The sequence below is a fragment of the Paraburkholderia sp. CI2 genome (genome assembly GCF_014201055.1).
In the GTDB taxonomy this organism is placed as follows: Bacteria; Pseudomonadota; Gammaproteobacteria; order Burkholderiales; family Burkholderiaceae; genus Paraburkholderia; species Paraburkholderia tuberum.
In genome coordinates this window covers 179,642-199,976 of record NZ_JACHDL010000012.1, presented here as the reverse complement: position 1 = coordinate 199,976, position 20,335 = coordinate 179,642, and the positions used below count along the sequence as shown (strand labels likewise).

Annotated in this window: 13 protein-coding genes; 6 read left to right on the top strand and 7 right to left on the bottom strand. The window is 60.4% G+C overall.

The genetic code is table 11. From position 1 onward, the window contains the following. A partial coding sequence (locus HDG32_RS18715; RefSeq protein ID WP_184069733.1) for a dihydroxy-acid dehydratase occupies positions 1 to 1,286 on the bottom strand: 1,286 nt, incomplete at its 3' end. Positions 1,287 to 1,490: 204 nt separating this feature from the next. Here HDG32_RS18715 and HDG32_RS18710 point away from each other — a divergent pair. The 4 genes from HDG32_RS18710 (at position 1,491) to HDG32_RS18695 (ending at position 8,160) form a co-directional block, all read left to right on the top strand. Beyond that, on the top strand, positions 1,491 to 4,256 hold the full coding sequence (locus HDG32_RS18710; protein ID WP_184069707.1) for an MGH1-like glycoside hydrolase domain-containing protein: 2,766 nt from the start codon (positions 1,491 to 1,493) through the stop codon (positions 4,254 to 4,256). A gap of 169 nt (positions 4,257 to 4,425) precedes the next feature. Beyond that, positions 4,426 to 5,748: a DUF2254 domain-containing protein gene (locus HDG32_RS18705; RefSeq protein WP_184069705.1), complete on the top strand. Its 1,323-nt coding sequence runs from the start codon at positions 4,426 to 4,428 to the stop codon at positions 5,746 to 5,748. 10 nt (positions 5,749 to 5,758) lie between these two features. Further along, positions 5,759 to 6,436 carry a carbonic anhydrase gene (locus tag HDG32_RS18700; protein ID WP_184069703.1) on the top strand — a complete coding sequence of 226 codons (678 nt, stop codon included), beginning with the start codon at positions 5,759 to 5,761 and terminating at the stop codon, positions 6,434 to 6,436. A 647-nt stretch (positions 6,437 to 7,083) separates the two neighbouring features. Further along, positions 7,084 to 8,160: a hypothetical protein gene (locus HDG32_RS18695; protein WP_184069701.1), complete on the top strand. Its 1,077-nt coding sequence runs from the start codon at positions 7,084 to 7,086 to the stop codon at positions 8,158 to 8,160. Between the two features lie 1,569 nt (positions 8,161 to 9,729). Here the strand turns inward: HDG32_RS18695 and HDG32_RS18690 are convergent. Beyond that, entirely contained in the window at positions 9,730 to 10,563 is an 834-nt protein-coding gene (locus HDG32_RS18690) for an NAD(P)-dependent oxidoreductase (protein WP_184069700.1), read from the bottom strand. A gap of 160 nt (positions 10,564 to 10,723) precedes the next feature. Here HDG32_RS18690 and HDG32_RS18685 point away from each other — a divergent pair, with 160 nt between their 5' ends. After that, the gene (locus HDG32_RS18685) at positions 10,724 to 11,737 is read left to right on the top strand and encodes a LacI family DNA-binding transcriptional regulator (RefSeq protein WP_260336517.1); all 1,014 of its coding nucleotides are present in this window, start codon (positions 10,724 to 10,726) and stop codon (positions 11,735 to 11,737) included. A gap of 14 nt (positions 11,738 to 11,751) precedes the next feature. Here the strand turns inward: HDG32_RS18685 and HDG32_RS18680 are convergent, their stop codons facing one another. Next, positions 11,752 to 13,029, bottom strand: a complete 1,278-nt coding sequence (locus tag HDG32_RS18680; protein WP_184069696.1) for an MFS transporter — start codon at positions 13,027 to 13,029, stop codon at positions 11,752 to 11,754. A 508-nt stretch (positions 13,030 to 13,537) separates the two neighbouring features. Between HDG32_RS18680 and HDG32_RS18675 the strand changes: the two genes are divergently transcribed. Then, entirely contained in the window at positions 13,538 to 15,688 is a 2,151-nt protein-coding gene (locus HDG32_RS18675) for a hypothetical protein (RefSeq protein ID WP_184069694.1), read from the top strand. 784 nt (positions 15,689 to 16,472) lie between these two features. Here HDG32_RS18675 and HDG32_RS18670 read toward each other — a convergent pair. The 4 genes from HDG32_RS18670 to HDG32_RS18655 all read right to left on the bottom strand — a co-directional run bounded on the left by HDG32_RS18670 (position 16,473) and on the right by HDG32_RS18655 (position 20,286). Beyond that, a complete protein-coding gene (locus HDG32_RS18670) occupies positions 16,473 to 18,038 on the bottom strand; it encodes a hypothetical protein (RefSeq protein WP_184069692.1) in 1,566 nt (521 codons plus the stop codon). Between the two features lie 204 nt (positions 18,039 to 18,242). Further along, a complete protein-coding gene (locus HDG32_RS18665; protein ID WP_184069689.1) occupies positions 18,243 to 18,911 on the bottom strand; it encodes a response regulator transcription factor in 669 nt (222 codons plus the stop codon). An 18-nt stretch (positions 18,912 to 18,929) separates the two neighbouring features. Next, positions 18,930 to 19,835, bottom strand: a complete 906-nt coding sequence (locus tag HDG32_RS18660; RefSeq protein WP_184069731.1) for a S1C family serine protease — start codon at positions 19,833 to 19,835, stop codon at positions 18,930 to 18,932. A 241-nt stretch (positions 19,836 to 20,076) separates the two neighbouring features. Continuing rightward, on the bottom strand, positions 20,077 to 20,286 hold the full coding sequence (locus tag HDG32_RS18655) for a hypothetical protein (protein ID WP_084754273.1): 210 nt from the start codon (positions 20,284 to 20,286) through the stop codon (positions 20,077 to 20,079). Between the last annotated feature and the right edge of the window lie 49 nt (positions 20,287 to 20,335).

Sequence of the window (20,335 nt, the reverse complement as noted above, 5' to 3'; positions counted from 1 at the left end):
TCCAGACCCGGGTCGTCGATGCGCGCGGCCAGATCTTCGAGCGAGGTAAATACCACGGCACGCCCTTCGTGTTCGAGCAGTTCGGGAGTAGCGGCAGCGCGCTTCAGAACCGCACCGCCGGGCGCCAGACTCCCGTTTAGAACAATCAGCCCGCCATCGGGACTGACCGGTTTCTCCCTCGAGCGGATCACGGCCGTATCGATCGGATCGGCAAGCGGCCTGTTCAAACGCTCCTCGAGACTGTGCCCGGCGATATCGCGACAAGTCAGATCGAGTTGGGGCATCAGTCCGCGCAGAACGCCCTCCAGCCCGCCGGCTGCATGGAAATCCTCCATGTAACCGTTGCCTACCGGCTTGAGATCCACGAGTACGGGCGTTTCATCAGACAGCCGGTTGAACTCGTCGTAATCGATCTTCAGTCCGATACGACCAGCAATCGCCGCCAGATGAATCACGGCGTTGGTCGAACCGGAGACCGCGAGCAGCACGCGCAAGGCATTGCGCACCGACGCGGGCGTCACGATCCCGGCCGGTTTCGGTCCGCCATTGAGGGCCATGCGCGCAACCAGCGCTCCGGTTTCTTCGCAATTGCGCAGACGATCCGCGTGCACGGCCGGAATCGCCGCCGAACCGGGCAGCATCATGCCCAGCGTTTCCGCGATCAGCGCCATGGTCGACGCCGTGCCCATGACCGCACACGTTCCCGCTGTGACGGCCAGACGCCCCTCCACTTGCCTGATCTCCTGCGCCGAGACGTTCCCCGCGCGGAAATTCGACCAGAAGCGCCGGCAGTCCGTGCACGCGCCAAGCCGCTCGCCGCGATGTCGCCCGGTCATCATCGGACCGGCCACCACCATTGCGGCGGGCCGCTCCGCGGAGATCGCGCCCATCAACATCGCCGGCACGGTTTTGTCGCATCCGCCGAGCATCACCACCGCATCCATCGGCTGGGCACGAATCATTTCCTCGACGGCCATCGCCATCAGATTGCGATAGACCAGCGAAGTCGGCGAAAGGAAGACCTCGCCAAGCGACATCACCGGAAATACGACCGGCAATGCGCCCGCCGCGAGCACGCCGCGTTCGACCGCCTTGATCATTTCGGGAAAGTGGCGATGGCAGTTATTGAAACCGCTCTCCGAGGTGCAGATCCCGACGATCGGCTTGTCGAGCGATTCGCCGGTGTAGCCCATCGATTTGGCAAACGACCGGCGCAGATAGCGCGCGAAGTCGTGATCACCGTAGTTCGTCAGGCCATTGTCCAGGCCACGCGGTTTTTGATTCATGTCCAGTTCCTTACGATCAGGCGATGCAGCGCGGATACAGCGAAAGAAAACGTCAGATGAAACCAGGAACGAGGCGGCCTCCGACCTCGATAAGTCTAAACGACGCCTATCATCCAGATACCGCCCGGCGCCGCACGCGTGACGGGATGGGCGGGACTCACGCACTGAACGTGTTCGACGGTCGATCCCGGTTTGGGAGGTCACATGTCATCGCTACGCGCAAACGATCTGCTCCATTCGAAGGAAGGGTTCCGTCTGCATGGCCAGGACCTCGACTGCTGGCGCCGCTGGGGGCCTTATCTGAGCGACCGGCAGTGGGGCACCGTTCGCGAAGACTACAGCGACTACGGAACCGCATGGGAGTATTTCCCCCACGAGCATGCGCGCAGCCGCATGTACCGCTGGGGCGAGGACGGCATTGCCGGATTCGGCAACGACCCGCTCGACTGGTGCGTGTCGCTCGCGCTCTGGAACGGGCGCGATCCCATCCTGAAGGAGCGGCTGTTTGGCTTGACCAATGCGCAAGGCAATCACGGCGAGGACGTGAAGGAGCTTTACTTCTACGTCGATGGCACGCCGACGCACTCGTACATGAAGATGCTGTACAAATACCCCCACGATGCGTACCCGTATCAGGACCTGATCGAGGAAAACGGCCGGCGCGGCGCCGATCAGCCCGAATACGAAATCCTCGATACGGGCGTGTTCGACGACGATCGCTATTTCGACGTCTGGGTCGAGTACGCGAAGCACACACCCGACGACATCGTGATGCGCGTAACCGTCGAAAATCGCGCGGATCAGCACGCGCCACTCCATCTGCTGCCGCTCTTCTGGGCGCGCAACCGCTGGGCGTGGTCAGGCAAGCCCGGCAAGCCGTCGCTCACGCTCGAGCCGGAGTCCGCCGAGGGCGCGCGCGTGATCGCGGACAATCCCGCGCTGGGCACGATGATCGTCACGGCCTCGGCGCCGCAGCCGATCGAATGGCTGTTCTGCGAAAACGAAACCAACGTCCGCCGCCTTTTCGGCATCGCCGGCGCAGGCCCGTTCAAGGATGGCTTCAACGATTACCTCGTCGATGGCGAGGAGCACGCGATACGCCGCGACGCAGGCACCCGCGCTGCCGCGCACGTGGCCCTGTCGCTCGCGCCGCACGAGCGCGCGGTGCTGTATCTGCGCTGGCGTCCGGCGGCACTACCGGGCATCACGCGCGACGACGTGCCGCTCGACTTCGAAGCGCTGTTCGCGCGCCGGATCGCGGAGGCCGATGAGTTCTACGCGGCGCTCCAGCACGACATCAGCGACGCCGATGCGCGGCTCGTGCAACGCCAGGCGCTCGCCGGCATGCTATGGACGAAGCAGTATTACCAGTTCGACGTGACGCGCTGGCACGACGGCGACCCCGGTCAGCCGAAGCCGCCGAAAGTACGCCGGCACGGGCGCAATGCCGACTGGCGGCATATGTGCAACGGCGACGTCGTATCGATGCCGGACAAGTGGGAGTACCCGTGGTACGCGTCCTGGGATCTCGCGTTTCATGCCGCCGCGTTCGCCATGATGGACCCCGACTTCGCGAAGAAACAGCTGCTGTTGCTCGTGAAGGAACGGTACATGCATCCGAACGGGCAGTTGCCCGCCTACGAATGGGCATTCGGCGACGCGAATCCGCCCGTTCATGCATGGGCGACGTGGCGCGTGTACGAACTCGACCGTGAAGTCACGGGCGTCGGTGACCACAAGTTTCTCGAGGTGATGTTCCACAAGTTGCTGCTGAACTTTTCGTGGTGGGTCAACCGCAAGGATGCAGAGGACCTCAACATCTTCCAGGGCGGCTTTCTCGGGCTAGACAACGTCGGCATCTTCGACCGCTCTTCCCCGCTGCCGACGGGCGGCCGCATCGACCAGGCGGACGGCACCGCCTGGATGGCCTCGTATGCGCTCGACCTGATGCAGATCGGACTCGAGCTCGCGATGACGAACAACGCGTACGTCGAAATCGCGGTGAAGTTTTTCGAGCATTTCCTGTATATCGCAGAAGCCGTCGGTTGCAGCGAAGGTTGCAGAACGGGGCTATGGGACGGTCACGACGAATTCTTTTATGACGTACTGCATCTTCCAGACGGAACCCGTGTGCCGATGCGCGTTCGCTCGATCGTCGGCCTGATTCCGTTGTTCGCCGTGCATGTGCTCGAAGAACGCATATACGGCCACCTGCCCGGCCTGCGAGAACGGCTCGCGTGGTTTCTCGATCACCGGCCCAATCTGGCCAAACTCGTATCACGTTGGACCGAACCGGGCAAAGGCAACACCACGCTGCTCTCGCTACTGCGCGGATACCGGATGACGGCACTGCTGCGCCGCGCGCTCGACGAAGACGAATTTCTGTCCGATCACGGCGTGCGCGCGCTGTCACGCGTGCATCGCGATACACCGTACGAGTTCGATCATGGCGGCGCGCATGTCTGCATCGCGTATCAGCCGGCCGAATCGGACTCGCGCGTATTCGGCGGCAATTCGAACTGGCGCGGGCCTGTGTGGATGCCCGTCAACTATCTGCTGATCGAATCGCTGTATGAATTCCATCGCTACTACGGCGACGAGTTCCGCATCGAATATCCAACGGGATCGGCCAACCGGTGCTCGCTCAGCGAGATCGCCGACGGTCTCGCGCGGCGTGTCACTACCCTCTTTCTCAAGGACGAGCACGGCGTGCGGCCCGTGATGGCGGCTTATCCGCGATTGCAGGCCGACCCGCGCTCGTCTGATCTCGTGCTGTTCCACGAGTACTTTCACGGCGACAGCGGACGTGGCGTCGGCGCTTCGCACCAGACCGGCTGGAGCGGTCTCGTCGCGCTGCTGCTTCAGCCGCGTCTGATGAAGCTGGCCCACGTGGCGACCGATGTCACTGCCGAAAACGCGCCGGCAGGCGCGCCCGTCGCCGAAGATTCGCTGCCCGCGATGGCGCGATAGACGGGCTCGAAAATCCGGAATCGATCGAGACGCGATTCCGGAAACGCTATGTCCTCGACCTATCGGACCAAAGTCTGATTGACCGACCTGAAGGTCACGTGCATCGTCAAAGGCGAACCGCGAACGTTTCGGCCTCCGCTGCCGCATGAATCGTAGGAAGAGCGCAAACATGGACTGGAACCGCTGGTACAGCTTGAAGAGTTACCTCAGATCTTCCCTGTGGACTGTACCGCTCGTCGCGGTGGCGATCTATGCCGTGGTAAAGCCGCTCACTGAAATGCTGGGAAGGTGGATGATCGGACACGACATCCTCGATCCGAAAACCGGCCTTTTTGCGCTGTCCATGACTGGAGCGCGGTCACTTGTCGGCGACATCGTTTCCGCAGACCTGGCGTTTCTGGTGTTTACCTTCGGTTCGCTGCTCGTCGCAATCCAGGTCGCTGGCGGTCAATATACCCCGCGGATCATCGCGACCACCTTGCTGCGCGATAACGTGATCCGCAGCATCTCGGGATTGTTCGTATTCACGCTTCTGTTCGCCAACAGAACCCTGGGCTGGATGGGTGATAGCGAGGTGCACCAGCTTCAGGTATTCATTGCAGCGCTATTCGGATTCGCTTCTGTCGTCGCATTCCTTTTCCTGATTGATTATGCGGCGAAATGCCTGCGTCCAGTAAGCCTCGTGGCTCGGGTTGGGGAGCACGGGATCGCGGTCATCGAAAGCGTCTATCCCGACCCAGCGACGGGCCGGACCACCCCGCCGAGACTTGACCACGAGCGAGGCGTACCTGGCCGCCTTGTTCGCCATAGCGGTACATCCGGCATCGTTCTGGCCGTGAATCTCGAAAGACTTGTCGCCAAGGCGAGGCGCACTAACTCGGTTATCGAATTCGTGCCGCAAGTCGGCGACTTTGTCGCGGTGGACGAACCCTTGTTTTACTTGCACGGAGACTCTGACGCAATCGATGAAAACCGGCTGCGTACACTGGTTGCTTTTGGGACTGAACGCACGATGGAACAGGATCCTATGTTCGCGTTTCGCATCCTTGTTGATATTGCGCTGAAAGCGTTGTCGGCTGCGATCAACGATCCAACAACGGCCGTGTTGGCCATCGATCAGTTGCAGCGGCTATTGCGTGTCGTCGGAAAACGGTCTTTGTACTCCGAAGAGATGACGGATAAGTCCGGACTTGTGCGCGTCATCTATCGAACGCCGAACTGGGAAGATTTCGTGCATATCAGTTTCCGCGAAATACGTCAGTACGGCGCGGGCAGCATTCAGATCGCGCGGCGTCAGCGCGCGGCGATAGAGAATCTCCTTCAGTGCTTGCCGGAGCATCGTCACGACGCCTTGCGTGTCGAGCTGACCCTGCTGGACCGTGCGATCGGCTCGAAGCATCCATTTCCGGAGGACCTGGCGCTGGCCCGTATCCCCGACTCGCAAGGGCTTGGAGGCTCGGAAAGCTCGACAGCAAGGCAACCCGTCCTTTGAGAGGCAAACCATGCGAAAACTCATCATGGGCATCGTTGAATTCCGGGAGAAAATGCTGCCGCAATACGCGCAGCAGTTCAGCAAACTCGCGCTCGCGCAGACACCTGATGCGCTCTTCATAACGTGCTCGGACAGCCGGGTCGTGCCGGATCTGCTTGCATCGACCCATCCCGGCGATCTCTTTACGATGCGCAACGTGGGCAATCTGATACCACCGGCGACTGCGGAGGGCGTCTCTACCGGAGATCTTTCCGAGGCAAGCGCGATCGAATATGCCGTGCTGGTGTTGAAAGTCGCGAATATTGTCGTGTGTGGACATTCGGAGTGCGGCGCGATGAAGGCCGTATTCTCCAGGCACGCCAAGCTGAAATCACCAAACCTCGATAAATGGCTATGCCACGCCAACAACGCAGCGTTTCGCCTCGAACAGGAAGGTCCGCTCGACGACAGCTTGAAAGCGCACGATCAATTGTCGCAACTCAACGTACTCGTGCAACTCGAGCACCTGATGACCTACCCGATCGTCCGCCAGCAGGTCACTGCCGGGGCACTCGTATTGAGCGGCTGGTGGTTCGACATCGCGACGGGCGCCATGTATGCCTATGAGCGCACGAGCCGCTCATTCGCAGTCATCGATCGCACAATGGCTGATCGGATGATTGCGCGCCTTGCCGCACGGGCAAGGTGACGGGTTGCGAAGCCCGCGACGGGACCGGCATGTCGCTAGGGCCTGTTCACGCTAATAACGGGCTTGCGAACGTGCCTTTGCGCGCGTAGTGCAAGGAGAGAGGAGCGCCGTTTGGCCGAGCCAAACAAGCGACGACCGACGCCGCAATACGGGCGCAAAGGCACGTTCCCCTGTATTAAAAAAACCTTCAAGGGGCTAGCCGCCAGAAGGGCCGATCGCCGCGTCATGCTCCTTGCGAATACGTCGAGTATTCGTTGCGTCGCAATCCTTGCGCTCGGCCCTTCTGGCGGCCAGCGCAAGCCCGTTATTAGCGTGAACAGGCCCTAGCGACCAATGCAATCCCTGCGTCGCGATGCAGACGGCAAGTTCTGTTTCAATGTTCGCTTCCGCACACTTTCTGGCAGAAGAACATGTCACCCCGAATATTGCTATCTACAGTTCATGCGTCGGATCTTAAGAGGCGCGCGTACGCAATCTGCATGCATGAAAACGGGCGATGTTTCGCAGTCGGCATGGAGATGAGATATGGGAGTGATTGAAGTCGAAATGCGATCACCGAACTTTGTGGCAAGCGCAGTTCTGGTTGCCAGAACGTGGCATGCAGCGCCTGTTGGCAACGGCATTGAACTCACACTGACGAGGCCTACATGACCGATTTGAACACGCTGTGGACATACATCAAAAAGCACGCGCCTCCCGGCGGCATCGAGGGCATTGACGGCAGTCCCGGAAAATTTCGTGACTTGCAGCAGTACCACGAGAAAAAGGTCTCCCGATGGGAAAACGCGGGGGGCGCATCAGTCAGGAAGGCGGGTGAGTTGATTACCGATCCTCTGGCGGTTTGCGGTCTACGGCGCGAAAGCACGCTGCTTTCTACACCGGACAATCCTAAGAGAATCGCCGTCGCGGCCATGCTGCTGGCGATGTCGATCGTCCTGAATCTCGATGAGGATACGCTCAGAAAGGCTAAACCCATTCTGGAAAGGCGCGATATTCTCGACCTCGAGATGCGGTTGAAAATTCTTCTGTCGACGGGCGATGTCTTCCAGTCGAAGCGATTTCCAAGTCTGCAGTTGAAGAACTTCAACAGTGTGTCGATCGGCTTCGAAAGTGTTCAAACGACTTTCCTCCTCGGCGCGGAAAATGCCTTCAAGAGCGCCACCGATCTGCTGACGTTGATGCATCAGCGGCTTTTGCACGCTTCGTCCGGCATACCGGAACAGTACAAGGAAACATTCACCAGCTATTTCGGTAATCCAGACGACAAAGTGGATGTCGCGGCGCTTGGATTCCAAGGCGGCTCAGAACTGGGCTTGTCCGGTAGTCAAACCAGAAGCGCGTTGGTGCGCGCGGTGCTGCAATGCGTCTGTAAGGGCATCCGGATGAGGCCAGTGCGCCTCTATTACGGTGGCGGCAGCGTCATCCCCAATGTCCGGGCCTATGCCCCCGACCTCAAGACAGTTCGCCGTGACGGGAAAATAAACATACACCTGGCGATCGACTTCTTCGGTCTCGAACAACAGGTGATTCATGACGGAACGAGCATTAGCCGTGGCGCGGGCCTTATTCACGAGTTCACTCATGCACTGGCCGGGACGATAGACGTCGACCAGGCATTTATGCCAGGCCGATGCCGGGCGCTTGCAAAGGATAGGGATTTCGGACCGCGCGTGCTCGCCAATGCGCAGAGTTATGCATCGTTCGTTGAGGACGCATTCGGCTGACGGTTGCGCAGTCGACCGCATTCAGCCGCCCGCTGTTTGGATGGCCGAGAAGGGGCCCTTATGCACTTTTGAGCGGCGCATCGAGTGGGTCTCCCGCCTTCAGGCGATCAAGCGAACGGCCAGCGCTTAGGTGCACCTTCCGTTCCATTGATCGCAAGCCCCTCACTGTTACAGCAAAGGCGTAAGCACCTGGTCAGATAGAACGAGGCTTCGGCGTCGTCAGCACAACGCTGCGATATCGCGAATTGGGTGCAGTGCCAGATTATTCGTCATCGTCCCCGTGATGATGATGGTGCTCCCAGCCCCTGTGCCAACCATGGTCATGGTGCCAGTGCCTGTCACGGTCGTCGTTGTATTCGTACCCATAGCCATATGTGTAGCTCTAGTTGGCAGATAAACGTGAAGTGTCAGCCTGGTAACCGTTTGTAAGGCGCTGTGCCCTCCGGTTCTCTGCGTGCTTACGAAGCACTCAGCGAATCGCCATAGACACGCACACGCTCACCAACCTGAACGGTAGGCTGCGTGTCGTAGTTGAAGTTTCGATAACTGCCATCCTGCACTCTGACTTGCACCTGGTACGTGGCATCTTTGCGTACGGCATGTTCGATACTTGCCGCTGGCGAGAATCACAGCAACGGCAGCTCCGGCGACCAGAGGATGAATGCGGCTGTGCGGGGACGAATCGGAAGGCAGGTTTGTGTTCATTGCTGGCTCCATGGTATGTGCCTGCAAGAACGCCAATGCCATCAAACCGGTGGACCCTGCTATTGTGAGATTTGTAAGCGGCTGTCGCTCGCCGAAGCGCGTTGGCATCACCCGCTCCAACGGGCCACGATACGTCACGCGCCTGCAAGCGATCCGCGTGCGGTGCGCGCTTCCGGTAGAGTCGTGAAAAGGAAAAGTGCTTCGGCTACTGTAGACCGCATTCGGCAGTAGCCGGCCATGAAGCGACATTGGTACGGCATTGTCGAACGTCGGTTCACAGGTGCCAAAGCAGCCATTGCGGTTTCCGACTCGCTACCAGGGCAAATGCTCCTCAATGACAGATATCGACGATTAACGTTCGCGCCTGCCTGAACCGCTCCAAGTTTTCCCGGGGGCGGTTCAGCCGGTCCGGTCACTCGCACCTTCTTGACTGGACTGCCCGGCCGTCAGCCCGAGGGCCTGAATCAGCCACCGATAGAACTCTTCCTTTGTTCTCGCTTCAATTCCCGAGCTTCATCTGCACCTTGCGGCCGACGCGTCCTTGTAACTACGTCGTCGCCGCGGCCGCAATCGAAGTGCCGACTGTGGGCCCGAGGGCTTGTGCAAACTCGACGACGGTTTGAAGTTGTATGCTGTTTATCGCGAATTGGGGAGGCACGATCTTGCCTGCCTGCGACTCCACTACCGTCACAAGCTACTTCAAGTCACGTGCATATTGCCTGCCTTGGCCGTCAAATGGGTCGTCGTCTCAAGAGGAGGAGCGCAGGGCGAGCTGCGGCCGATCGGATGAATCCATGCTGGCTTCCTTTACGCGCGGTAACCTGTTTCCTGTATCAAGCTCGTCAAGTAGGTGCGAGCGCTGCTTCACCGCTTCGCCTCCATCGGCTCGCCGAGCACGAATGGGCCGCCCTGGAAGCGTTGTGCGGGATCGTCGTGCGAGTCGCCCGGTGCAGTCGCGGGGAAACGTTCTGCGAACTGCACAGCGCTGTCGCGCGGGTTGAAGCCGAGGAAGCTGGCTTTCGTATTGTCCCACCACTTGACCGGATTGTTCGACGCGCCGTACACGACCACGTGCCCGACGCGGTTCGTGAACAGCGAACACCGCACCAGTTCGATGAAGTCGCGATAGCTCAGATACGTGACGAGCATGCGTGGATTCTTCGGCTCTTCGAACGACGAGCCGATTCGCAGGCACACCGTCTCGATGCCGAAACGATCGTAGTAATACCGCGAGAGCGCCTCGCCGAAGCACTTCGTCACGCCGTAGAGGCTGTCCGGGCGCTGCGGCGCGTCGGTGTCGAGCACTTCGGTGACCGGATGAAAGCCGATCGCATGATTGGAGCTCGCGAACACGACGCGCTTCACGCCGTGGCTGCGCGCGGCCTCATACACGTTGTATGTACCGGCAATGTTCGCTCCGAGCAGATCCTCGAACGGGGCGTCGATGGAGATGCCGCCGAGATGCACGATCGCATCGACGCCCTCGACGAGCTGCATCACCGCCCGCCGGTCCGCCAGATCGACGATGGTCGTTTCCTCATGTGGCGCGGGTTCGCTGAGCTTCGCGATGTCGCTCACGCGCACGACGTCGGCCCAGTTGGCGAGCGCGCCGCGCAACTGGCGGCCCAGGTTGCCGGCGGCGCCGGTCAGAAGCAGACGCCGGAAGGGCTTGAGCGACGCTGTGGTTGTTTGGCTCATCAAGAAAATTCCTGAAAAATGATATTTTGGAAAACGTTTTCCAGACTATAACGACGGGCGATATACAGCGTCAATTGTCGATCACGCCGCCACCAGGTAGCGGTTTAACCTGGTGGCATTTGCCCGCTGACCGCGTTTCCTGCGACAATCTGTTAACAAAATGGAAAACGTTACCTTCCGCATGAAAAAACTTTCCCCAACGATTCGTGACGTCGCCGCTGCGGCCGGCGTGTCGGTCGCCACGGTGTCCAAGTACATGAACGGTGCGCAGCGCTTCTCCGCGCCGGTTGAGGCGCGCCTGAAGGCGGCGATCGAGGAACTCGGCTACCGCTCGAATCCGCTTGCGCGATCGATGATCACCGGCCGCTCACGCACCATCGGGCTGACCATTCTTGACATCAGCAATCCGCACTTCACGAACGTCGTGAAGGGCGCCAACCGCGTCGCGCTGCGCCACGACTACACGCTGCTGCTCGTCGACACCGACGAAAACCAGGCGCGCGAGCGCCCGCTGATCGAAGCGCTCGCGCAGCGCGTCGACGGCCTGATCGTCAGCTCGCGGATACCCGACGACGAGGCGCAGTGGCTGCTCGATCTCCACAAGCCACTCGTGCTGTTGAGACGCAGCGATGCGCTGCCGATCCCGAGCGTCGGCATCGACAACCGGCTCGCAACGTACATGCTCGCGCGGCATCTGCTCAACCTCGGGCATCGTCACATCGCCTACCTCGGTTTCGGGCAGGCGCGCATCAACGACGAGCGCATTCGCGGTGCGCGCGAGTGTCTCGAGGAAGCTGGCCTCACGCTCGACGTGTACGACGCGCACGCGCCGACCGCGCATGCAGGCGAGGACGCGTGCTCGCGCGTGATGCTCGGTCCGCGCAGGCCACAGGCGGTAATCTGCTACAACGACCTGATCGCACTCGGCTTCATGAAAGAGGCGGCGTCGCTGGGCATCAAGGTGCCGCAGGAACTGTCGGTGACCGGCGTCGACAACGTCCCGTACGGCGAGTACGCAGCGCCCGCGCTTACCACCGTCGACATCCAGAGCGAGAAGATGGGCGAGCTCGCGATGCAAAAGCTCATCGACGCGCTCGCGGGCCACGCGGTGGCCGGGCATTCGACGTTCGAGCCGAGGCTCATCGTCCGTGAATCGACCGCAGCCTGTGGCTGACACGCCTCGCGCTTTCACGCGTCGAGCTTCGCGGGCGTCATGCGCGGCGTCAGCATCTGCATGACGGCCAGGGCGACGAGGTAGGCAAGCGCGCCGATCGCGAACAACACCCAGTAGTGGCCGGTGCGTTGCAGGACCTGCCCGATCACTTCCGAAAACAGCACCGCGCCGATCGAGCCCGCCATCCCGCCGATGCCGACCACCGCGCCCAGCGCGCGCCTCGGGAAGAGATCGGACGCCGTGGTGAAGAGGTTCGCGGACCAGCCCTGATGCGCTGCCGCCGCCAGTCCGACGATCGCGACCGCGCCCCAGAGGTTGTCGACTTGTGAGACAAACGCGATCGGCAGCACGCAGCACGCGCAGATCAGCATCGCTGTCTTGCGCGCGGCGTTCACGCTCCATCCGGCACGCAGGAGCGCCGAAGAGAGCCAGCCGCCGCCGATGCTGCCCACGGTCGTCATCGCATAGATGCAGACGAGCGGCAGGCCGATGTGCTGCATGTCCATACCGCGCGACTCGTTGAGCCACTTCGGCAGCCAGAACAGATAGAACCACCACACCGGATCGGTCAGGAACTTACCGATCAGGAACGCCCACGTCTGGCGCTTTCTGATCAGTACACCCCAGCCCGGCGCGCGGGCATTCACGTTGGCGGCATCGAGCACCTCGACTTCGTCCTGCCCCTCCTCGTGGGAGCGCGGGTCGGCGGACCGGTAGAGCGCGAACCATACGGCCAGCCAGACGATGCCCATCGCCCCGATGATCACGAACGCCGCGCGCCAGCCGAACGCCAGCGCGAGCGGCGGAATGATTGCGGGCGCGAACACCGCGCCGATATTGGCGCCTGAGTTGAAGATGCCGGTCGCAAGCGCGCGCTCGCGGCGCGGGAACCATTCGGCAGTCGTCTTGATGGCGGCAGGGAAGTTGCCGCCCTCGCCGATGCCGAGCAGCGCACGCACCATGGCGAAGCCGGTCACCGAGCCGACCGCTGCGTGCAGGACTGCAGCCACGCTCCATATCAGCATGGCGAGCGCGTACGAAATGCGCGTGCCCAGCCAGTCGACGATGCGGCCGAAGCACAACAGGCCGACTGCGTAGAACGCCGAGAAGGCGATCACGATGCGGCCGTACTGCACCTGGGTCCAGCCGATGTCGTGCTGCAGCACTGGCGCGAGCAGACCGAGAATCTGACGGTCCATGTAGTTGATCACGGTCGCGAAGAAGAGCAACGCGCAGACCGTCCAGCGGTAGCGGCTGGCGGTGCGGGCGAGCCCGATGACGGCAGTTTGCATGTAAGTCTCCGTTGCGCGGCGTCGCTCGTCGCGTCGCGCTATGTGTCATTGATGGCGATGAACGCCGAGCCCGCGACGCATGGCACTGCGGGCGGCGTTACGTCACGAGCACGTCCAGTTAGGAAAACGTTTTTCTAGGTTAGAATATTTGTGATGCTTTTACTAGCCCATAGTTTACCTAGTCTTGCGCATCAGGTACCAACGGTGTGACCATCCCGTCCTGACGTTTAGTTAATCGTTTTCGTTGGCGTCCGCGGCAGCCTGAGTCAGGCCGAGATGGTGGGACGTCGACGGAGATCGAGGGGACGCAGCGGGCGGAATACGCGGGCGGAATACGGGTCGTTCATGTCGGCGCGAACAGACTGAAACGACGTGAGCGGATTTTCGTAGGGTTTTTCTGACTTCCGTCGAGCTGGTGCTCAGTTGCAAACCCAAGAGAACGAATAGCCAGACACGTTTGTGAAATTGCTAATTTCGGCGTCGATCCACTTACAATCAGGAGACAAAAATGCGTTCATCACGAAAATCATCCGTTATTTTTGCGTTCAGTACACTGACGCTTCTTCTCGTTAGTGCCTGCGGAGGCGGCGGGAATGATGGTCTGAAAAATCCAGTTTCTTCTGCAGCTACAGTGTCTCTTCATGGAATTGTCTATGGAGCGACGGATACGAGCGTCCCTTCAGGCGCAGGGGTGCCCATCACCATGATGGGACAGATGAGAGCGCTTTTTGACCTCATCAGGAAGGCACCTGATTTCACGCAAGTGGTCATGGACTTGGGCGACGGCAGCCCGGTGCACGTGCTCGATACCAACACGGGCGATAAATTCCTGCCTGGCAAACTGGCGCTCGGTCTGTCGTACATACTGATCGATATGAAGGCGAAAGGGGATCCGAAATACGCGGATTACCTCGCGACGTATCAAAAGATAACGACCGCGATGATGGCGCAGACGAGCGGCGCCAGTTACACGTACGCAAATACGTCATGGGGCGAGTACTACTACCTCGTTGCGCTCAATAATTTCAAGGCGCACGGTATGCTCAACGAGGTCTTCAGCGACGCCATGCTGGCTACGCTGCAGAATCGCCTGACCTTCTGCGATATGTTCGGCGCGGATGCAAGCGGCACGAAGAATACGTGCCCCGCCACAGGTGTGCCGATCGACGTTGCATCGCTTAATACCGCGCAGAATTACTATGCGGTTTCTTACGGCATTGCGGGGCTGAGACAGAAACTCGGGTGGAGCAATCCGACTTTCTCTTCCGCCACCGACCCGGCTGTGGCATCGATGGGCGCGCGGGACGCGCTTCTGTACACACTCACGAATCACATTAGAAAAGACTCGTCCGGTGGTTTTTCCGACGAGGCCTCGAATACCCATACCACCTATTATGATCGGGCACGCTTCGATCGATACAGCACGCTGCTCATTGGCGAAGTCGTTGAGCGAACGTTCGAAATGGGCAATGAGGCCAATCTAACACCTGAATTGAAATCCTATCTGCGCAAGTCAGTCGATCTGATTCTTCCCCAACTCAACGCAGACGGGCAGGGTTTCAACTATGGCCGCTCCATCGGCCCATACGGCGACACAGCCTTCATGGAAATTCTGACCGCGGCGGCCAATGCAGGCGTGTTGACCGCGCAGGAAATGCAGGTCGCCTATTCGTTCATCTATAAGGCGGCTTACCGCTTTGACACGTTCTGGTACGACCCGGCCCTGCCCACTCCGTCCGTGAATATGTGGGTCAAAGGCCGTGGGACCGATTCGTATCGCGGCAAACCTCGTGTGATGGGCGAGAATTTCAGCCTTTTACACCAGTACATGTATGTGAATGCCTGGTGGAACAAACTGGGTTTTGGCGGCAATGCACCCATGGCTGATTCCGACCTGCAAGCCTGGCTGGATGCGAGGCCGCATTACACGCTCACCTGGTACAACCTGCCCACGGATACGGCTCACCCTTACAGCGCAGCGCTCATCACGGTGCGCGACGGCAAGCGCGTCATCAATCTCAACCTGAGCCAAGCACCCGACTACAATTCGTACACGCCCTATTACCCGACGCCGTTCTCCGACAACCTGATTTATGGCACAACGGATCTGGGGTATGCGTTGCTGATTCCGCAAGTTTCCTATAACGGGAAAACCTACATTCCGGTCACGTATTATAAGAACCTGAACGTTCAGGAAAATAACGGCCAGGTGGTCGTCTCTTTCGACACGACCAAGTTCCGGCAGGCCGTTAAGAATGCAACCTATGCCACGGATATCGACCTGCAGGTCCACACGGTCCTAACGTTTGGTCAAGGCACACTGACGCGAGCCGATACGCTGAATTCTGGAACGTTGACCGGCAACATCGCGGTCGAGACGGACTTCACGTCTTTTGCAGATTTCCAGCACGCCACAGCGAGTAGCGATGGTTTCTCGGTTAGCTACTCCAATAGTAATGCGACCAGCTATGGCACTACGGGTTTTGACAGTTGTGTCCTGTCTAACTTCGAGATGGCGGGCGGGGTCACCAATCCGTTGTCGACCACTCCGATCGGGCAGTTGCATTCGAATTTCGCCTGTACGACGCACCCCTTCGCACTCAACGCGGGCAGTAATCGTACGTTCACCTGGACTCTGAAGTACGCCGGTTCGAATTGATCCTGTGAAGTGCGCCGGCCTTTGTAAGGCCGGCGTTGCCCTGCAAGGAAGTTTATTATCTGAAAAGCTTCCCATGGTCGAATTTTCCTGATGTGTAATCTGGTGTTCAACTTTCCTCTCACACAAAAGGGAGTGCTGTGCCTGTTAGTGAATCATTCGCAGACGACTCATCAGAATCTGCCTGAAATATTGATGTCGTCCGGCCGACTTCCAGATGCAGTTCGGGCAGCCCAAAGCCCGACGAAGGACTGTTCGTTACTCGAAAGCGGTCAATGGTCCGAGCGGTTCGACCGGCTGCAGTGGGTCGGGAGTGTGAGTTCGCGATGCCGGAAGCTGTCGCCCGGCTGCTCGACGCCGCTACCGTCGGCAATCCATCACATTGCCGACGTAGAATCCAGCCCACCCCAAGGTCGGCATTGGCCGAGGAGTCCGCGTTGAGTATCCGGCGGGTCACGAAGTGGAGCAGTCGTTCGAATGAGCGCTCGAAAATGCGGTCGAGCGGCAGAAACTGAGCCGGCTTCTGCCACAGCGTGGTCTATGGTTAGCACAACCCCACATACAACGCCTGCGCAATAGGTAGCGCGGTGAAAAGCGAAGGTGTACGTCGATCCCAACGCGGGTCTTTCAGTATTCGCAGACATTTCTTCGGTCGAGAATCTGCGAGCGCAAGGTGGGATCAGCAAGGTGCTGCGTGCCCGGCAAGTGATCTTCGCGTTGCGGTACATCCGCGATGTACCGCGGCACGGTCTGGGTGGCTCGCAAGGAAGAACCGACATCTTCGACGTCAGCTCGTCGCGCCGAAGTACACGGGTTGGCCGAAATGCTGATTGCGTGGCTCGTCGATTACCTGGCGGAACTGCTCGTAGCTGAGCGCCCACTGGTCGATCGACTGGATCTGGACCGCGTTGCCGTCAACCAGACGTTCGCCTTCGATGCGCCCGACCTGCATCTGCGCTTCGAGCGGATCAAGCACGGCATCGGCCGCCTGCCTGTCACTGTCGAAATGACCCTGAGCATACAGAGCGCGCTCGACGTTCTCGTGCCAGTCGCCGCCCATCTGGTAGCGCACCTGTTCGATAAAGGCGATTACGCCATGTCCGCGCGTCGGGCCGAGATGAATCCGGCGCAGCTTCAGACCGAACAGAAAATCTTGCAGCGCCACCTCGCGCACGCCGCGCTCGATGCACTGGTCCTGCACGCCGCCCATTTCGTTTTCGAGAAAGTCCTGGGTGTGCACCGCGTCGCCTAGCACCTTGAATGAATAGGCGTACGACTGCGTGGCCAGGAACACGCCGGTGCGCTGCGTGCCGTTGACCGTGCAGGTGACGCGGGCCAGCAACACGTCGTTAGCGCGTGCCTGTTCCAGTTGGCTTCGAGTCCAGTGCATGATCAGAGCAGACGGAAATTTGAAGATCTGCTCGTCCTCGATCAGCGGAAAACCGACCGAAAGCTTCATGGTCTCGGCGACGCTCAGCACCGAGAACAGGCAGTTGTCACCCGACGCGACCCGAAAGTACATCCGGTCCTTGTGCGGTGCCTGGCTGAATGGATGCCACGGCTGTCCCATGTTGTTGAGGCCGAGATCGACTCGGTTGAGCGCGCCGCCGTGCGCCCTGACCGTCGCGAAGTCGCGCCCTTCGCCCCGGCATCCGATCGGTAGGATCAGGCGGCCACCGCCCGCCGTCCTCAGCCGCAGCTTGTTGCGGAAGTAGCGCCGCACCTCGAGGCCGCGCGGAATGCCCCCGGTCGCCGGGCCGCCCGGCATGTCCTTGAAGCCGATCTCGAGGGCGAGTTCCAGGACCGCCCGTTTGTCGGCATCGGTGTCGGGCCAGGATGCGGCCTGCTGGACCACGATGGTCGCGCCGGCCGTCTTGCGCTGAACGAAGTTCATTGTCGGCAGTGTCGGATCGCGATAGACCCTGACAAACAACGCCTTGAGTTTCTCGTCACCCGGATCTAGCCGGCCGCCCGACGCACGCGCTTCCTTCCAGAAATATGCACACCACCAGCCGAAATCGAAATCCTGGTTGCTGGCATACAGTCGTTGCAGTCCCTTGAACTGATCGAGCTGCGGCTTGGTGATCCAGTCATGAGCCATTCCGGGTGCCTCCTGCAGGCCGTACGTGGTCGGGCGGTGCGATGAAGGATCGGCGCTGCCCGAAAACGCCGGTTGGCAAAATCGTGCGCGGTATCCTGGCGCAATGGCGTCATCCTCGCACAGGAGAGCGACAGTTGGATCGTCAGTACCGGGGGTTTTCTCGGCGACGAGGCACCCGACAACGATTGCCGAGACCGCACGTGCAAGGTTTGAAGGAATGCCTGGGCTACGTTCAAAGGCTTTCACGCTCAATTCCGCCAAGCGTGAGGCCACGAACTTCTACGTTTGGGAATCAGAGGACGCAGCCACGGCGTTCTTCACCGATGAGCTGCTCGACCGGGTCACCGGTCTCTACGGGGTACGCCCTGATGTCGAGTTCGTGCAGATTGCCACGTTGGTGGAAAACGTTCGAGCATGACGTCGTCTGGTGTCGTGGGTAGAGAAACGCGAGCTTGTCTACACCATGATGAATCCGTGCCGCATGCCGAGCATCACCGCTTCGGTGCGGTTGGTCGCACCGAGTTTGCCGAAGATTGACGAGAGGTGGAATTTCACCGTGTTGTCCGAGATGTCGAGGTGCCGCGCGATCTCCTTGTTGCCGAGTCCGTCGGCGAGCATCGCCAGCACTTCGATCTCCCGTAACGTCAAGGCTTCGAACGGTTCGCCGGATCCCTTCTGGCGCGACGGTCCTGTTTCGGCCAGTAGCCTTGCGAGGATGTCGGGCGTCAGCACGCAAAGGCCTGCGGCGACGGCTTCGATGGACACGACGATTTCAGCTGGCACCGCGTTGCGCGGCAGGATAGCCACCGCATCGGCGGGCAACGCATCGAAGATCCAGTCGCTGTCCGGGTCGTCGCTCAACAGGACGAGCGACGGTGACGCGGGCGAGAGTTCGAGTAGCGTCTTGAGCGCATCGCTCGCCTCCGGCGCGATGTCGGTGACGACCATATCCGGCACCGATCCGGCGAGGCAATCGACGAGCTTTTCGGCGTCGGGCGCGCTACCCAGGAACTCAAGTGCCGGGTTCGCCTCCACAAGCGCTTGCAGGCTTGCGCGCTCTTGCCACGATGCCGCAATCACTACGACCCGTAAAGGCGCCCTCCGTATCGTCTGTCCATCCGACATTTGGTCGCTTCCCGGACGTCACCTGCACGAATTCCGTTGGGGCCGTTCGCCCACCGTTACCGAACACTCGTGGCGTTCGCCGCCTCGGATCAAGGCGATGTGCAACTGCTGCCCAATGCTTGCGGAGCCCAGCGCCGCACTCACGTCACCCATGTCGCGGCAAGGCTTGCCGTCCAGTTCGATCAGTACATCGCCTATCAGCATGCCCGCCTGCTCCGCAGGGCCGCCCGGCGCAAGCGAATTGATCAGCAATCCACTGCTGAACGACAGGTTCATTTTATTGACCCAGGCGTCCAGCAGGCCGACCCGCTGCGTGCCGACACCAAGGTAGCCCCGCGAGACGCGCCCTTTAGCCAACAGTTCATCGGTGACGCGCTCCACGGTCATCCCCGGAATCACGATGCCGGCGCCGCGCATCAGTGCCGAGGTGCAGATGCCGATGACCTGCCCGCGCATGTCGGCGAGGGCCGCCCCGGAGAAACCCGGGCGCAGACCGCCGTCCAGTCGCACGAACGCATCGAGTTGTCCGCCTTTCCATGTGCGCCAGGGACCACCTATGCTGCCGATCACGCCAAAATCAGCGCTGACGCCGGAATCGTCCGCACGTGCGACGGCGAGCGCAAGATGACCCGGCTTCAGTGAGTGGGCGTCGCCAGAATCGATCGGGTCGAGGTCCACGCCGTCCAGTTTCAGCACGCCGACGTCGGACCCCAGATCCAGGCCCGCGAGGACTGCGGCGACCGTACGGCCGTCGGTCAATGTGACTTCGATGCCGTCCTCACGCCTGAGCGTGTGTGCAGCCGTCACGACGACGCCACGTCGCCAGATTACGCCACTCGACGGCATGCGATGTCGGCCGTGTACTGCGACGACACTGCGCCCGACTCGCGCGACGATGTCTGCCAGATTGTCCGAGAGATCCATCAAAGGATTTCCGCTCGAGGATGTGGTTTCCATTTCAAGCCCCCTGTCAATTGCGTGCGACCTGCCAGTGCTTCGCGTCGACGTTTGCTCGCCTGTCCAGCTAGCGTTATGACGACGGGTTCACAATGACAGAACGACGGAGGGCGCACACCACCCAAATGGGTAGCCGGGTAGATGCAATGCGGACTTCACGATGCAACGAGTCTGGTCTGCGACCAGCACGTCCCTGATCACACTGCGGTTAGCGCCGCCCGCTACGGCCCCATACATAGCGAACCCACCGCTGCCACCGGCTTTGCGGTGGAGCGGGCGCGTGGCGCGCAGTCTGCGCTTCGCAGTCGCGCTGGACGGACTTCTGCACCTGTTCGTGGATCTGCCTCAAACTCATGCCGCCTGGGCCTTTCAGTTTGTCGGGATCGGTAGCAGGATCGCCATCGGGATCGTCTGTCATGAGAGTCGCCTGTTTGTGATGAGGCGACTTGATCTTGATACAGATGCTC

Excerpts from the sequence above, each read along its gene's own strand:
- HDG32_RS18710 (WP_184069707.1), top strand. The coding sequence starts at position 1,491 with ATGTCATCGCTACGCGCAAACGATCTGCTCCATTCGAAGGAAGGGTTC.
- HDG32_RS18705 (WP_184069705.1), top strand. The coding sequence starts at position 4,426 with ATGGACTGGAACCGCTGGTACAGCTTGAAGAGTTACCTCAGATCTTCC.
- HDG32_RS18700 (WP_184069703.1), top strand. The coding sequence starts at position 5,759 with ATGCGAAAACTCATCATGGGCATCGTTGAATTCCGGGAGAAAATGCTG.
- HDG32_RS18695 (WP_184069701.1), top strand. The coding sequence starts at position 7,084 with ATGACCGATTTGAACACGCTGTGGACATACATCAAAAAGCACGCGCCT.
- HDG32_RS18690 (WP_184069700.1), bottom strand. The coding sequence starts at position 10,563 with ATGAGCCAAACAACCACAGCGTCGCTCAAGCCCTTCCGGCGTCTGCTT.
- HDG32_RS18685 (WP_260336517.1), top strand. The coding sequence starts at position 10,724 with ATGGAAAACGTTACCTTCCGCATGAAAAAACTTTCCCCAACGATTCGT.
- HDG32_RS18680 (WP_184069696.1), bottom strand. The coding sequence starts at position 13,029 with ATGCAAACTGCCGTCATCGGGCTCGCCCGCACCGCCAGCCGCTACCGC.
- HDG32_RS18675 (WP_184069694.1), top strand. The coding sequence starts at position 13,538 with ATGCGTTCATCACGAAAATCATCCGTTATTTTTGCGTTCAGTACACTG.
- HDG32_RS18665 (WP_184069689.1), bottom strand. The coding sequence starts at position 18,911 with ATGTCGGATGGACAGACGATACGGAGGGCGCCTTTACGGGTCGTAGTG.
- HDG32_RS18660 (WP_184069731.1), bottom strand. The coding sequence starts at position 19,835 with ATGGATCTCTCGGACAATCTGGCAGACATCGTCGCGCGAGTCGGGCGC.
- HDG32_RS18655 (WP_084754273.1), bottom strand. The coding sequence starts at position 20,286 with ATGACAGACGATCCCGATGGCGATCCTGCTACCGATCCCGACAAACTG.